This window comes from Butyrivibrio sp. LB2008 (assembly GCF_000621565.1).
Taxonomy (GTDB): Bacteria; Bacillota; Clostridia; order Lachnospirales; family Lachnospiraceae; genus Butyrivibrio.
Genome location: NZ_KK211306.1, coordinates 394,337 through 409,233 on the forward strand (window position 1 = coordinate 394,337; position 14,897 = coordinate 409,233).

Sequence of the window (14,897 nt, forward strand, 5' to 3'; positions counted from 1 at the left end):
CATATGTGATAATCATCTGTATAAAGTTAAAACGTAGCTTTATTCAGATGATTTTCTTTGATTCTTGAACTTATTAAAGGCCCTGAAGCTTTACATTCAGATCAAAGTCTCATCATAACCAAAATCATGAGGGAGGTCACATACAATGGGGAGAAAAAGTCAGTTTTGCACAATTCTTTTTTACGAGATAAAAAAAATCCTGACCGCTCGCACCACACTTATCTTATTTATTTTCATTGCGGCATATTCCGTTATTCAAGGAAAAATCCAGGCAAATCAACTTGATAAATTTGATATAGAAACCCGTGATCTGCAGCGCTCAATCGACGGACGCCCCATCAACGATGCGCTGATAGCAGAGACCGCGGAAGCTGCATATAAACTTGGAATGCCGTTTGAATGCTGGGATTATTCAAATTGTATTTACATGAATCTTTCGCACTGGCTAAAGCAAATTGCCGATGACAATTCCAAGCTCACAGACTACAATTCCGAATCCATTTATCAAACAAGAGACATCTCCGTCAGCGAATCAATGAACTCGATGAAGCTTACAGAAAATGAAAAAGAATACTGGCAAACACAGGAAGAAAATTTAAGCAAGCCAATCATCTGGCATTACACCGAAGAAATAAACGGCCTTATTTCCACTTTAATCTCCCTCCCGCTTATATTGCTCTTTATGACTACTCTGCTACTTAGTCAGATCTTTGCAGGAGAGATAAAAGATAAAACGGATTCGCTAATCAAATGCACTGTCGGCGGCTGGGGTGACACATACCTTGCTAAAGTCACAGCCGCCTTTATCTGCACTCTTTTCCTAAATATCGTTATAGAGGCTGTCACAGTACTTACAAGCTTTTTTCTATGGGGAAAAGATACATGGAACATCCCTATACAGCTCTTTATGCCCCTTACTGCGTACTCCATGACGATAGGGCAATTTATCCGCGCACAGCTTGTTATGACCATGGCAACCTGCATACTACTAACCGCAGTCACATGTTTTTTATCGGAAATCCTTAAAAATCCTGTAGCGGTAATGAGCGGAGTATTCGGAAGCTTTCTTATAATAAACATAAGCTCGAATCGTATCCCTTACAGCCGGCGAGTGCCCTCACAGCTTCTATGCCTGCTCTCGCCTATATACATGACTTCAGAATCGGCGCTGTGCGAATACAGGCTGATCGGTCGAAGCGGTCATTACCTCACGGCGCTGCAATTTGCTCCAGTCCTGTACATAACGATATCAATCACTCTTATCACAAGCGGATATTTTATCTACACAAACAAAAAATAACCCACAATGAGCATAAAAATATTTTGCTACAAGATCACATGTAAGGAGAAAAAAATGGAAATCCTACGCGTAACAGACTTAAAGAAAACATACGGAACCGGCGATACGGCGGTTGAAGCCTTAAAAGGCGTAAACCTCTCAGTCGATAAAGGAGAATTCATCGCGATTGTCGGAACATCGGGAAGCGGCAAATCCACTCTTTTGCACATGCTCGGAGGCCTGGATCGCCCGACTTCGGGAACAGTCTCGATTGACGGAAAAGACATTTTTACATTAAAAGACGAAGAACTCACAATTTTCAGAAGAAGAAAGATCGGCTTTGTCTTCCAGTCTTTTAACCTCGTCCCTGTTCTATCAGTCTACGAGAACATCGTGCTTCCCATAGAACTCGACGGGAACACGCCTGACAAGGGGTTCGTTGACACCATCATCGATACACTCGGACTTTCGGACAAAAGAGATTCCTATCCCAATCAGCTTTCCGGCGGCCAGCAGCAACGTGTCGCAATAGCAAGAGCACTCTCATCAGCGCCGCAAGTAATCTTGGCAGATGAGCCCACAGGCAATCTCGACTCCAAGACAAGTCAGGACGTTATGGGGCTTCTAAAAGTTATGGGCGAGCGCTTTGCACAGACTATCATCGTTATCACACACAACGAAGAGATTGCGCAGACAGCGGACAGAATCATCAGGATTGAAGACGGACTTATCGCAAACAAAGAGGTGCTGACATGGCAAAAGAAAAACGCATAAACGGACCTATGGTCAATAACAAAAAAGTGATTCGCAGTATCGCCGCCAAAACAGTAATGGCAAATCCCGGAAAGAGCCTTGTGGTAGTTCTTTCCATCGCGCTGTGTACATTTATGTTTTCAGCTCTTTTCACCATAAGTGGAAGCCTTATCGCCAAATTTCAGGATGATACCAACAGACGGATAGGCTCATCATGTGACGCAGGCATAAAGTATCTCAGCGAAGAAGAATACAACCGCATTGCTTCCGACAAGAACCTCAAAAGCGTGACCAAATCTATATTTGTGGCAACCGCAGTAAATGACGAGCTTAGTAAAATATTTGCACAAGTGGATTACCACGACGAAGCAAGTGCGAAAAAAGACTTCTGCTACCCTGAGGTAGGACGACTGCCTGAAAAGGAAAACGAAATATCCATAAGCAGCCTGATCTTGCAGGCATTTGGCATGAAAGCCGATTCCAAAGAAGACTATGAGAGCCTCTTGGGAAAAAACCTATCTCTAAAGCTCTCAGGCAAAGACAAAGAACAGACCATAGACTTCGTCATAGTCGGAATACACACGGGAGATCAAGTTTCCGCAGCACAAATGATCCTGGTATCAAAAGAGTTTCAGGAGAAGTTCTCTCCTACTCCCACATCATCCTACTATGATAATGACACATCCCTGAACCTTGATGGAGGCTACGGAAGGATCAATGCAGAAGTGGATTTCTTCTTCCCTCTCTTTTTCAAATACCAAATTGAAAAAGCAATCAAAAGAAACGGGCTGCCCGAAGATACACAGTTTGGTATTAACTGGGGAAGTGTCGGTTCATCTGCGGATTTCGGCACCATCGCATTTGTAGTACTGATGCTGTTTACCATATTCCTGTCAGGATACCTAATAATAAACAACATCTACCGCATCAATGTTTACACTGACATCCGCTCCTACGGACTTTTAAAAACAGTCGGAACAAGCAGTAAGCAGCTTAAAAGAATCGTAAACAGGCAGGCTTTATATCATTCAATTCCCGGAATCATCATAGGAATCGCAGGCGGAATAATTGCCGGAAGTCTCCTGCTTCCGATGTTTATGGATGAAATGGTCCTTTCTGAATCTATAGATTCCAAAGCCGTTATAAATATATGGATCCTTTTATTCTCCGCACTTTTTTCCTATGTGACCGTTCGTATCTCTGTCAGAAAAGCAACAAAGCTGGCTTCGGGAGTATCTCCCATAGAAGCGGTTCACTACGCGGAAAATAACAGTTTCTGTGGGAAGCGTCGCAAGCAATCGGCCACCTTTACAGCTACAAACTTTGCATTCAGAAATGTATTTAAAGAAAAGAAAAAGTGCTTTTTCGTGGTGCTCTCTCTGGCTCTTTCAATGACTGTGCTCAGCACTGTGTTCACCCTGCTGATAGGATTTGATGAGAATAAATATATCTCCAATTTTTTGATGACTGACTTTTCCGTTGCCGACGCCACCACTGATAACCTTGCTGTTTCAAATCACGTCTATGACGGGATTACACCATCTTTCCTTGATGAGGTAGAAAAGCTTGCAGGTATTTCGAAGCTCGGAAACGTTTATGCAGAACCTTCCATTCAGAACTTAAATAACCGTGATTATTCACGTTTCAAAGAAAGACTACTTGATAATAAAAAAGCATATGAAAATTCTGCACGACATCTTTCCGCTATATATTATGATGAATCCGGAGAGCAAACAAACGATGATACTTATACTATAGCCAACATATATGGAATGGATGATTATGCATTAAGCACTCTTAAGATACTTCACGGAAATTTTGATGCCGAGAAATTTAAGACAGGCAAATATATTTTGGTAAACGAATATGATTACGATGGTAATGAGAGTAATTTCGTAAGCTATTTTCTCCCGGGTGAAACAATTGCCGTAAACAATGCAAACGGCGGCATCAGAGAATATGAGGTAATGGCGACAATAGACATTCCTTTCGCCGTAAGAATTCAGGCTTATACCGATATGGACGTAAATTACGTTCTACCTACGGATGAATTCCATGATTTCTTTGGAGAAAGAGCTCCCATGAGAACTTTGATAGACGCAACAGACGAAGCAGAGCCTGCAATAGAGAGTTGGCTTGCGGATTATACAAGGAACGTTGAGCCATCGCTCACCTATACCTCAAGATCGGTATTTAGAAAAGAGTTTTCATCCATGACGGAAATGTTCAAGATGGTCGGCGGACTTCTTACAACAATCCTTGCGCTTATAGGAATCCTTAACTTCATAAACACCATCGTCACTTCCGTGATCTCAAGAAGGCTTGAACTTGCCATGCTCGAAGCAGTCGGAATGACCAAGAGCATCCAGAAAAAGAGCTTATGCATCGAAGGCGTAATCTACGGCACTCTATCACTACTCTTTGGCGCGACACTAAGTAGTATCATCTCTATACTAATGATAAAGCCACTGGAGAGCGACCTGTTTTTCTTTTCCTATAAGTTCACACTCCTTCCGATCGTCGTTGTCCTTCCGTTCCTGATACTTGTCATGAGCCTCATCCCTTACATCGTGTACAAGCGCACAATGAAGGAAACGATAATTGAAAGACTGCGACTGGCGGATGCGTAAAGAAATTGAGAAAAAATAAAAGGGCTAAAAAGGCCCTTTTATTTCCAACTCAGATTTAGTTTTTTCTTTTCATTCACACAGTCTACCAAATACAGATTAATTAAAGTTTGATAAGGTATACCCGTTTCAGAAGACTCGTTTTTAAAATACTCTATAACAGTAGGTGCGATTTTTATAGTAATTTGCTTTTTTAGTTCTTTTGCATACGGATTAGGTCTGGGATTTAAATTATCAATATCATATTCCTCTAGCATATCTTTCACTCTCCTTTCTTGTTGCTTTTCTTGCAGAAATCAGTCGAATCACCGTATCTGATTCTCTATAGCAGTGACATACAATGCACAAATGAGCTTCTTCGCTCATTCCCAACAACAGAAATCTTTCTTCATCTTCTGAATGTTCAGGATCATCAAACAATATTGCACACTCATCGAAAAATACTGTACTTGCTTCATCAAAACTTATTCCATGTTTTGTAATATTTATTTTGTTTTTGTTCTCGTCCCAATCAAAATAATACATTCTTTTAACCATCTATCATATTTTCACTATAATTATAATATATTTACTTTGTAATTTCAATTATATCAATACAAAAGCTCACCTGAAGAATGAATAAAAAGCGCTATAGAATCCTATAATTTTGAACTCCATAGCGATCTTATCATTTTTTTAATTTGCCATCCTTTTTAGAGCATCCCTAAATCTCGAACAAAACTCTGCATACAATATACATGTAATCAATCGCATGTTCATTGCCCCTAAAGTAATCATCAATACCTCAACAAGAATCAGGCAAAGAATATCTTTTTTGCTCAAAAATTCTTTTTTCCACAAACGAAATATACCTATTCCAAAAACCGTAACACAGATTGATTCTGATATGATCAATTCCGTCACATTCTCGTGAAAAGACATTAAAAATGCTATTGTAAGGAAATCCCCGATAATAAACGGATAATGCGGTTCCATGTATGATGAATCTATCTTTTTCATTCCATTAATCGCATCAAGGACATTTATATTTAACGATCTTACTTCATTACAAATTTTTACTTTGCACAATATAGAAAAAGAAATACAGATAATATTGATAATCGCTGTCAGTAGAAAGAAATTGTATGCCAGATACAGCGTCTGCGCCCACATAATAAACTTAAGTATCATCTCAAAATCTATATATTTTACTGTACTTTTTATTATCCCTGCTTCCCTTAGTAAACTCGGAATAAAGGAAATACCAATTCCCACAACCAGTACTATAAATATCATAGCAACTCGATAATCTGAAATATTTGCATGAGCAGCTATTTCCATTGCCAAAATGGACAGATCAAATAAAAACTCACCTACAATAAGTAGTTCACGCATCTTTTTCCTCAATTTAAATGAGCTTTACGATACTCATTATTTTTAGAAACATCCAATCCTTCTAAAAGGTACTTCTTGGGAATATATTCTTCCACATTCAAATCAAGAAAATACGGAGCAAATATTATCTCAACATATGTAACCGTATTATCCTGCTCTTCCGGAGTCAAGGCATAAACAAATCCGCCATTATAATCCGCCTCCAAGGCACGTAGATCATAATTATTCGGCTCATTCTCCGCGCAATAAAATCCTTTATATTCATCAATTCCCAGTTTCTGAAGCCGCTCCTTTTCCAATTTGTACCTATCCTCAGAATATCGAACTGTCAGATATGACAAAAATTGTTCTTCCCAAGGATCATAATATGTCATCTTATACTCGAGCGTATTCATATCCGAAGTTATATTTTTGGGAAAAATCGCCTCATCTACACTATGTTTGCTGATAAATTTATCCTTTGCATTTTGCCCAATATACTCCTCATATTTCGTAATATCTGTATTAACTTCAATCCCGGCAAATTTAAACTGTATCCAAAATAAAAAAAAGGGTATCAGAGGAAGGACAACAAAATATATTATCATGCCACAAAATAAAGCAACTAAAGAAATTTTTAATATTCTTTTCATTGAAAGGTTTATTTTTCCACTTTGCGCATTTTTTTGTACTTTATTTTTAGACATATATAGCTATCCCCCTCATCCCTACCACAATCAAAATTCAGTCGCAACAGCTAATACTGTCTATGTGTTAATCTACTATAAAGCGAGCCTTTTGGTCATCTCAAAGCTAATAGCTACACTCTGCGATAGACCCTTCATGAAATTTATACGCATATATCGTAAAATTTTCTTTTGAAGTCTTTTCTAATTGCTTATAGCTCGCCTTGTCAACCTTAAGATAATCACTATAATCTTGTAATTCATCTAAAACGGGATAACTAAGATGAATATATATAATTCTATTATCATTTTCATCAAGAAGCGCATATTCATAGCCACCGCAATATCCGTCACACGCTATATACGCAGGATAATTATACATTGTATCATCGTATTTGATTTTTTGTATTTTATGTTCCTCATTGCCTAAGTAAACACTCTTCAAATCATAACTAATCGTAGAAATTCGTTCTACTTCTGACAAATAATCAGTTTCTTCATAACATGCCTCAAGAATCATATATCCATAAGAGCTGATCAAATCTGATTTCACATCCGAATTAAAATTTCCCTTTTCAATTTTTAAAGTATTATCAGGAAAGATCAAAAACAATGAATCCATATCATCCCAATTATCTTCAACAAGTTTTGCTTTATCATAATCAGCTATATCTGAAACTTCTTCATGAGCTCCACCTAAAAAACCAATAGACACAATTATAAAAGCAACTATCAGCCTTATAACATATATTCCCACTAGCAATGCCGCTACCCAAATTAAAACTTTAGTAATTTTATTCCCCTTTATATTCTCAAGCATACACAATAATCCTCCATATATCGAAGTATATGGTCCAAATATGACACCGCAATCTTATTTAAAATGTTTTATTTTTTGCCAATTTTCCAGCCATCCCTGCAAAAAAACATATTACACTTGGAAATAACAAACTGAATAATACTGCCTTCAATATTCTAATAGGAGTATCCATAAAACCAACCGTATATAAGATAAACAGAATAGGCACACAGCCTAATAAATAACTTGCAAAAGCAATAATTATTCTCGCTTTTTTCACTGTGACTCCTCCTCGTATTTTTCAAAACTGCCAATATACTTCTTTTTTACCCACATAAGATTGTCATTAAAGTATTTCACCGCACTCAGGCCAATCTTACAATTCACCAAAACCAGTATTGCTTCTTCACACCAACATATATTCCTAGCAAAACAAAAATGAAGCTTGTACCACCAAATCCCATAGTTAAATAATTATTCTTTGCCCTTTTCTTTCCATCAGAAAACATATACTTACCGGCTTTTGTAATAGAAATACTGTCTAAGCTGTCAAAATAGATTTTCTCATATTTATTCTTTGCTTCATTATACAGATACAATTTCTTTCCATTTAAGCTATACTTTTCAGCTATTTCAGAATCAAATGAAACAACTATTTCTCCGCAAAGATTATTACCATCATTTACTGTAAACTCACAATCACCGTATTTATTGATATTCATTACAATACTTGTCGAAAACTCATTTTCATAATTGAGAATCTTGTCTCCATCGATTTTTATAGTGTATCCTGCTCCCAAAACACATATGCTTTTTCCGTTTTCATATATATATCTAAGAAGTTCACTGCTTATTTTAGGACATTCTGACTGTTTTACGATCTTACTGTAATATATATTCTCAATCTTTTTCTGTCCATAAAAGTTTGCATCAACTATCCCTTCCTCCGTCTTCCCCCCTGAAGTATTGACGATAACCGTAGCCGATATAGAAACATCACCATTTGATACTATTATTGAAGTATTACCTATTTTTTTGGCGATGATATTTCCATCCTCAGATACGCTTGCGATCGATGGATCTAATGCTTTAAACGTAATCTCTTGAGTAGCATCATCAGGAAAAACTGTAGCTTTTATTTTCCCACTCTGTCTGGGCTTTAATATATAATAATCGTTTTCCAGCTCAATCTTCTTTGTAGCAACCACAACATCCAACTTCACATTTTCTGTAACTCCACATGCAGAAACCTTTATAGTTACTTTTCCTTTAGAAATTCCTTTCACTTCTCCGGATGAATTAACAGTTGCAATCGCCTCATCCGATGATTCATATTCAATCTCCGCTCCAATGGTATCACTAGGATATACTTTTGCTAATATCCTCATCACATCTCCCACTTTAAGCTTTTCTTCATAATCTGAAATTTCAATAGTAACAGGCTTTTTCTTCTTTACTTTCAATTGAAAAGAATTCTCTTTTTCTCCACATTTTACCGTAATAGTTGTTATACCTTCAGCTAAAGCATGAATCCTACCAAATCCGTTTACTGAAGCAACCGATTGATCACTTGAACTGTAAGAAATTTTTCTTCCCATTGCACCTGTAGGCAAAATGCTAACCGATAATAATTGTTTTTCACCTTCAGTCATTTCTGTTTTATATTCACCAAGATCAATCTCCCTTACCTCAGCTTCAGCAACCTCTTCTCTTTCAACATTCTTTACCGTCAACCGGAACGAACTGCTTATATCTCCACAAGTCGCAGTAATTGTTGCTGTTCCCTCCGAGACAGCAGTTATCCTACCAAATCCATTTACAGAAGCTACTGACTGATTATCAGAGTAATACGTAACCGGTTGATCCGATGCACTTAAGGGCAATATTCCTACCATCAGAAGTTGTTTCTCGCCAACAGACATCTGTGTATTATAATTTCCCAAATCAATCTCTGTTACTTTTATCTGAATTTGGGGCTCATCTTTCTTAGCTACTTTTTCCGATTCCTCTTCCGCTTCCTTTTCCTCGGTCTGAATTTCTTTCACCGGTTCTATTACTGTTTCTTGCTTCTTTTTCTCTGTAAGAATATCTTTTTGCTCAGGATATTGATTTGCTGGCTCTGTAACTTTTTCAACATTATCTGCCGCTTCTTCTATTTCATACTCTACTCTATTATCTTGTGAATTGTTCTCATCCTCTTTTATCAACTCCGTCTCTTCTACTGCATATACTAACGGTGTACAAACATTAAAAATAATACTAAGAAAAATACCTGTAACTACAATAGTCATACAATGCTTACAAAGTTGTCTTTTCATCACTTTTTCTCATCCAGTATATTTTTTTCCAGGTGTTTACGTAAACCTGCACATATTATCAAAATCAAAAGTAGCAAAGGCAAAGCATAATGCGAAAAACTGATATTGAAAAAATATAAAATACCTGCAACTATCAGTAACACTGAATCCACTATCCCGATTATACGAATAATCTTCATATTTTTACCCTCATAAATATATGTAAACTTCTTTCATCTTATTTTCTGATTTTCACCCCTAGTTTTTCTAATGCATAATTAAAATATGTCACTTTATCATAGGTCACTCTACATATGCCTGTCATTCCATTAACAACATCCACTTTATCCCCACTTCTGCTAACCACATAGTCACTATCCATTTCGACAAGAATCTTAAACACCTGATTTACACTACCTTCTTTACCTTCTCTACTCGATACGTTGCTATCAATTTGCTTAACCACTCCGCTTATTGTTCCATATACATTCTGTGCAAGGCCATCAATCACAATCTGTACCTCATCTCCTACATGTATTCTTGCCATATCTGATGTAGATACAAATGCTTCCAAAATACTGGCAGTATTTGCCGGAGTAATGCTTGCAACCGTTTGAGTAGTTTGAACCACCATTCCGTCCTTATAATCTGCAAGCAGGTGAATTCTTCCTGTAGCATTCGCCTTAACAGTGTACTCGCTTTGTCCGGAGCCTATTGCAGAAATCTGTGCATCTATTGCTTCTATCTGCTGTTTTGCATCAGAGATTGTTCTCTCTGCAGAAGAAATTGCATCATAATAAATCTGAGAAATCTTGCCTTCATTCTTTTCAAGCTCAGCTTCAATTTGATCTTCCGAGTAGTCATATTTATCGTAAATACTTGCATCAATCACGTTTTGCTTTAATTGTGACTTATACGATTCATATGCACTGTAAAAAAGAACATCACCAGGATCACTATCGCTAAAATAATTAGTATCATCCTTTATTGATTTTACAAGCAATTGATTTTTCTCAATTTTCTCTTCGTATGATTTTTTGCTAAGTTCTAACTGCTGTGCCTGAATATTATAGTCAGTACTTTTTACTTTGAATAACTCATCGCCATCCTTTACCAGCATTCCTTCCGATAAATTGCAATCTGTTATTTCTCCCGTGTATGTACACATAACAAAATTGGACATTTCACTTGTTATCGTGCCTGAAGCTTGTATTACATATGTCTTTGGTGTACGAATACTCCAAATGATTGCAGCGATACAGATTATCGCAATCAAAATAATAATCATATAGCCAAAAGCAGGTGGCTCTTTATCATACAATATTCGTGAATCTCTAAATTCATCAATCGTTTTTATGTTTTTTTCCATTTACATTAACGCCTTACTCTTCTGTTTTTATTGGCATAAAAATATCCGCACTGATTACTTCTTCATCTCTATTTACAAACACAGTGTAGCTTGCACCTTCTAATTCAATTTCATTTTCAAAAGCATACACTCCGAGTTTGTCATAAGCATACTTAATCGACTTTTCTTCGCCTGTATATCTGGCAAAAAGACAATTTTTTACTCGAAGCACTGACTCCATCCTATACGGTGCCTTAACATTATTGATATAATTATCGCTTTGAAGCATGAACTGCAAATCTACATCCGCCTCACCATTCTGCTTCATCTCGAAACTTGAATACTGAATCAATGGTCCAATCTGTTTGGCTCCGTGTGTAGAAATAAAAACATTCATCTTATTAATCTCATTATCAAACGAGCCTGTATTTATCTCTGAAAAGTCCATCTTACAAGAAAGGACATTTTGTAATTTGAGCGTTTTGTTTTCTTCAACATTTATAATATTCATCATTTTTCTCCCATTACCTATTTAATTTTTTTCACATTCCCCCTATAAACTCCTTAACACAATGAACATACTTATGAATCAATTCTTTCTTTTTTTCAATACAGAATACACTAACGAAATAACTATTATACTAATTCCCCCAATATTACAAAATAATCTACTCTCCATATGATTTGCAATCAAAATTATTACTGTAAAAAACAACACAGAAATCCTATATATAAGATCCATTTTTATATTTTTTCTCCTTATCATCTAATATTGTTCTTGACTCATATTTCCAATAGTTTTAAGAAGTATTACTTTTTCACAAGCTAATCTCTCAACAATAAATTGCCAAGAGATTAGCTTAGACTAATTAGAATATAATTGTATTACGACTTGCTATATTCTTCTCATCAGTACTTGAAAGACTAAATACACCTGTTGCAACTGGATTAACTAGTCCATTCAATCTTATTCTAACTCCATACCCTTCATCCTGATTACCTATTATTGTAGCAACTGCCCCAACAATTGCAGCTCCAACTCCTAAGCTTGTTAATGCCGCAACAAGACCCGCAACTGTTTGTGCTCCTGTTACCATTTTTCTCTCTTGATGCGTTAAATAAACATTATATCCCCATACATTAACATCTACACACCATCCACCATTAACATATTGTCTTTCCTCTTCATCCATAAGAACATAGTTAAGTGGCATATTGATAGCTTTGTCTACACAACAATTCATTTTTTTCACCTCTCTTTTTTTATTTTGGTTCATTCATTCGCGACTGAATTCACCTAATATATCAGAACATGCATACGGCATAACTTAGGCCTATTTGCTCCACTGTGAAGATAACACCGAATGTATGTCGATACCCAACATAAAAAAATCATGTGTATACAAGTTCATCAACTCTTTCCTCTATCTCATACTCATACCTTTCTCTTTTTTCATTTTTATCATTTATGACAAAGTTACCCTGTTGCATCTCCCAAAGTTCCCAGTATCTGCCTTTAAGCTTTAGAAGTTCTTCATGATTTCCCTGCTCAATTATCTGTCCCTTATCCAAAACAATTATCTTATCGCAATTCTTCACGGTAGCCAGTCTATGCGCAATGATAAGCATCGTCTTCTTCTTGAACTTGTTATAGATCATGTCAAAAATAATGTTTTCCGTAGCAAAATCCAAATTACTTGTAGACTCATCCATAATATAAAACTTATTATCTTTAAGGAACGCTCTTGCTAATGCAATTCTTTGTTTTTCACCTCCGCTAAGTCCGTTTCCAGCCTCCTCAAGATATGTATGATATTGCATTGGAAGTTTTTTTATAAATTCATGAGCATCCGCCTTTTTAGCAGCTTCTTTTACCTCTTCAAGAGTTGCGTTCATTCTGCTGACACGTATATTGTCATATATGCTTTTTGAGAACAACTCTATATTCTGCGGAACATAAGAAATAGCCTTCCTAAGTGATGAATTTGAATATTCGCTTATATCGGCACCATCTATTGTGATTTCACCGTTCTCAGGTTCATAATAGCGCAGTAACAACTTAGCTATAGTCGACTTCCCGCTACCGCTTGCCCCAACCAATGCAACCTTCTGTCCTTTCGGAATCGTAAAGCTGATATTGTCCAAAGCCGGTTTTCTATTACCATATCTGAATGTAAGATTCTTTATTTCAATATCTCCGTCTACACTTGTTATTTCTTGCTGTTCATCTTCTTTTTCTTCCCTCTCATAATCCAGAATTTCCGACAATCTCTTCATGGAAATATTCGCTTCTTGAATCTGTAACTGGAGCCCCACAAGATTGCTTATCGGATTCATAAAATACCCTGAGAGCGTCATAAATGCCATATAGCTTCCAAGTGTAAGTTCGTTATTAATTACCGAGCTGATTCCAACATACAATAAAACAATATTTCCCATTCCCGATATGATACTCGAAATAGTTCCCTGTACATTTGAAAGCATGGATTCTTTGTAGCCAATTCTAAGAGATTTTATATACTCTTTTTCTATGCTCTCAAGCTCGGTATCCTCATTTGCATTTCCCTTTATTGTTTCTACAGCACGAAGCCCCTCAATAATCTCTGAATTGAGAACCGATGCCTGCTGCATTTGCTCTTCATTAATCTTCTTGTACGGTTGCTTAAAAATAAAAACCAATATAATACTGACAACTGTCATAAATAAAATGATGGAAAAAAGCTGTGAATTCATCCGGAACAGGATGACACCGGACATAAGTGCCATTGATATATCCATAATCAGCGATAATGCTATTCCGGTAAAAATATTTTTTATAGTAAACGCATCAGAAAATCGCGTCGTTATATCTCCCGTTTTTCTTGTAGAAAAGAATTTCATCGGAAGCTTATATATATGTTCGAAATATCCCAGCATAAGAGGGATATCTATCTTAATTGATAGATGTAGCAAGATCCACTGTCTGATAAATCCAAGCACTGTCGAAGTAAACGATATCCCAAGAAAGACTACAAGCATAATCTTTAATGCATCCTTCTGCTGGTACGTCAGGATTTCGTCATAGATAACATTATTAAACAAAGATGATACTATTCCTAAGAGTGTCACAAGCGCCGATGCCAAAAAAGCATATATAAACAGCTTCTTTTGTGGAAGCATAAGCTTAATATAGCGATCAAATATATTGACGCCTTTTACCTTTCCGGACTCAAATTCACTGTTAGGTTTTAGCAGAAGTAACGCTCCTGTAAATTTCTCATAGAAGGTATCAATTTCAACACGTTCTAAATCCTTTGCCGGATCACCAATCACTATATGTTTATTATCTTTTTTAAAGATAACCACAAAATGTGACAAACCTTCTTTTGTGATAATATTTGCAATACACGGCAAAGAAAATTCACTTAAAAATCCTTCTTTGTCGACTTTTACTGCCTGTGTCATGAATCCAAGTTTTTCCGCGCATTTTGATAGTCCGATAAGATTTGTTCCTTTGAGATCAGTGCCCATCATATCACGAAGTCGCGTAATGGTTGTTTCTTTCTTGTAATGTAAGCAAACCATTGCCATGCAAGCCGCAGCACAGTCCGTATAATCATGCTGTTTAACAAATGTGTATCTCATGCCACAATTCTATCCTTCGATTATTTTATTTAATCCCGGTACGTTTTATATTTCCTTTTCATTTGAACCTTAACAATAATTAATGATAATCGTTCATTTCCTCACTCACAATGTATCTTGAGTGAACACGC

Annotated in this window: 14 protein-coding genes; 3 read left to right on the forward strand and 11 right to left on the reverse strand. The window is 36.6% G+C overall.

The window, feature by feature from the left end; translation table 11 throughout:
- Positions 1-145 precede the first annotated feature (145 nt).
- From T356_RS0114320 to T356_RS0114330, 3 genes are read left to right on the forward strand one after another with little or no spacing between them, the layout of a single operon-like run.
- Positions 146-1,300 (forward strand): ABC transporter permease, encoded by a 1,155-nt coding sequence (locus T356_RS0114320; RefSeq protein ID WP_026515075.1) that lies wholly within the window; start codon positions 146-148, stop codon positions 1,298-1,300.
- Between the two features lie 54 nt (positions 1,301-1,354).
- Complete coding sequence (locus tag T356_RS0114325) at positions 1,355-2,053, forward strand: ABC transporter ATP-binding protein (protein WP_026515076.1); 699 nt, start codon at positions 1,355-1,357, stop codon at positions 2,051-2,053.
- Complete coding sequence (locus tag T356_RS0114330; protein WP_026515077.1) at positions 2,032-4,662, forward strand: ABC transporter permease; 2,631 nt, start codon at positions 2,032-2,034, stop codon at positions 4,660-4,662. Before T356_RS0114325 ends, T356_RS0114330 begins: the two co-directional genes overlap by 22 nt.
- A 38-nt stretch (positions 4,663-4,700) precedes the next feature.
- On the opposite strand, the gene T356_RS0114335 is transcribed toward T356_RS0114330, so the two are convergent.
- From T356_RS0114335 to T356_RS0114395, 11 genes are all read right to left on the reverse strand, one after another.
- Entirely contained in the window at positions 4,701-4,916 is a 216-nt protein-coding gene (locus tag T356_RS0114335) for a BrnA antitoxin family protein (protein ID WP_026515078.1), read from the reverse strand.
- Positions 4,900-5,196, reverse strand: coding sequence for a BrnT family toxin (locus T356_RS0114340; protein ID WP_242846619.1), 297 nt, complete (start codon positions 5,194-5,196; stop codon positions 4,900-4,902). Before T356_RS0114340 ends, T356_RS0114335 begins: the two co-directional genes overlap by 17 nt.
- 138 nt (positions 5,197-5,334) lie before the next feature.
- Positions 5,335-6,033, reverse strand: a complete 699-nt coding sequence (locus tag T356_RS0114345) for a hypothetical protein (RefSeq protein ID WP_026515080.1) — start codon at positions 6,031-6,033, stop codon at positions 5,335-5,337.
- 8 nt (positions 6,034-6,041) lie between these two features.
- A complete protein-coding gene (locus tag T356_RS0114350) occupies positions 6,042-6,719 on the reverse strand; it encodes a hypothetical protein (protein WP_026515081.1) in 678 nt (225 codons plus the stop codon).
- 106 nt (positions 6,720-6,825) lie between these two features.
- Positions 6,826-7,518, reverse strand: a complete 693-nt coding sequence (locus tag T356_RS0114355) for a hypothetical protein (RefSeq protein WP_026515082.1) — start codon at positions 7,516-7,518, stop codon at positions 6,826-6,828.
- Between the two features lie 58 nt (positions 7,519-7,576).
- Positions 7,577-7,777: a hypothetical protein gene (locus tag T356_RS0114360; protein ID WP_026515083.1), complete on the reverse strand. Its 201-nt coding sequence runs from the start codon at positions 7,775-7,777 to the stop codon at positions 7,577-7,579.
- Positions 7,778-7,880: 103 nt separating this feature from the next.
- The gene (locus tag T356_RS19610; protein ID WP_197020923.1) at positions 7,881-9,704 is read right to left on the reverse strand and encodes an Ig-like domain-containing protein; all 1,824 of its coding nucleotides are present in this window, start codon (positions 9,702-9,704) and stop codon (positions 7,881-7,883) included.
- 328 nt (positions 9,705-10,032) lie between these two features.
- On the reverse strand, positions 10,033-11,163 hold the full coding sequence (locus T356_RS0114380) for an HlyD family secretion protein (RefSeq protein WP_026515085.1): 1,131 nt from the start codon (positions 11,161-11,163) through the stop codon (positions 10,033-10,035).
- A 13-nt stretch (positions 11,164-11,176) separates the two neighbouring features.
- Entirely contained in the window at positions 11,177-11,653 is a 477-nt protein-coding gene (locus tag T356_RS0114385) for a hypothetical protein (RefSeq protein WP_026515086.1), read from the reverse strand.
- A 358-nt stretch (positions 11,654-12,011) separates the two neighbouring features.
- Complete coding sequence (locus T356_RS0114390; RefSeq protein WP_026515087.1) at positions 12,012-12,386, reverse strand: hypothetical protein; 375 nt, start codon at positions 12,384-12,386, stop codon at positions 12,012-12,014.
- Between the two features lie 148 nt (positions 12,387-12,534).
- Entirely contained in the window at positions 12,535-14,766 is a 2,232-nt protein-coding gene (locus T356_RS0114395; protein ID WP_026515088.1) for a peptidase domain-containing ABC transporter, read from the reverse strand.
- Positions 14,767-14,897: the final 131 nt, after the last annotated feature.

Excerpts from the sequence above, each read along its gene's own strand:
- T356_RS0114320 (WP_026515075.1), top strand. The coding sequence starts at position 146 with ATGGGGAGAAAAAGTCAGTTTTGCACAATTCTTTTTTACGAGATAAAA.
- T356_RS0114325 (WP_026515076.1), top strand. The coding sequence starts at position 1,355 with ATGGAAATCCTACGCGTAACAGACTTAAAGAAAACATACGGAACCGGC.
- T356_RS0114330 (WP_026515077.1), top strand. The coding sequence starts at position 2,032 with ATGGCAAAAGAAAAACGCATAAACGGACCTATGGTCAATAACAAAAAA.
- T356_RS0114335 (WP_026515078.1), bottom strand. The coding sequence starts at position 4,916 with ATGCTAGAGGAATATGATATTGATAATTTAAATCCCAGACCTAATCCG.
- T356_RS0114340 (WP_242846619.1), bottom strand. The coding sequence starts at position 5,196 with ATGGTTAAAAGAATGTATTATTTTGATTGGGACGAGAACAAAAACAAA.
- T356_RS0114345 (WP_026515080.1), bottom strand. The coding sequence starts at position 6,033 with ATGCGTGAACTACTTATTGTAGGTGAGTTTTTATTTGATCTGTCCATT.
- T356_RS0114350 (WP_026515081.1), bottom strand. The coding sequence starts at position 6,719 with ATGTCTAAAAATAAAGTACAAAAAAATGCGCAAAGTGGAAAAATAAAC.
- T356_RS0114355 (WP_026515082.1), bottom strand. The coding sequence starts at position 7,518 with ATGCTTGAGAATATAAAGGGGAATAAAATTACTAAAGTTTTAATTTGG.
- T356_RS0114380 (WP_026515085.1), bottom strand. The coding sequence starts at position 11,163 with ATGGAAAAAAACATAAAAACGATTGATGAATTTAGAGATTCACGAATA.
- T356_RS0114385 (WP_026515086.1), bottom strand. The coding sequence starts at position 11,653 with ATGAATATTATAAATGTTGAAGAAAACAAAACGCTCAAATTACAAAAT.
- T356_RS0114390 (WP_026515087.1), bottom strand. The coding sequence starts at position 12,386 with ATGAATTGTTGTGTAGACAAAGCTATCAATATGCCACTTAACTATGTT.
- T356_RS0114395 (WP_026515088.1), bottom strand. The coding sequence starts at position 14,766 with ATGAGATACACATTTGTTAAACAGCATGATTATACGGACTGTGCTGCG.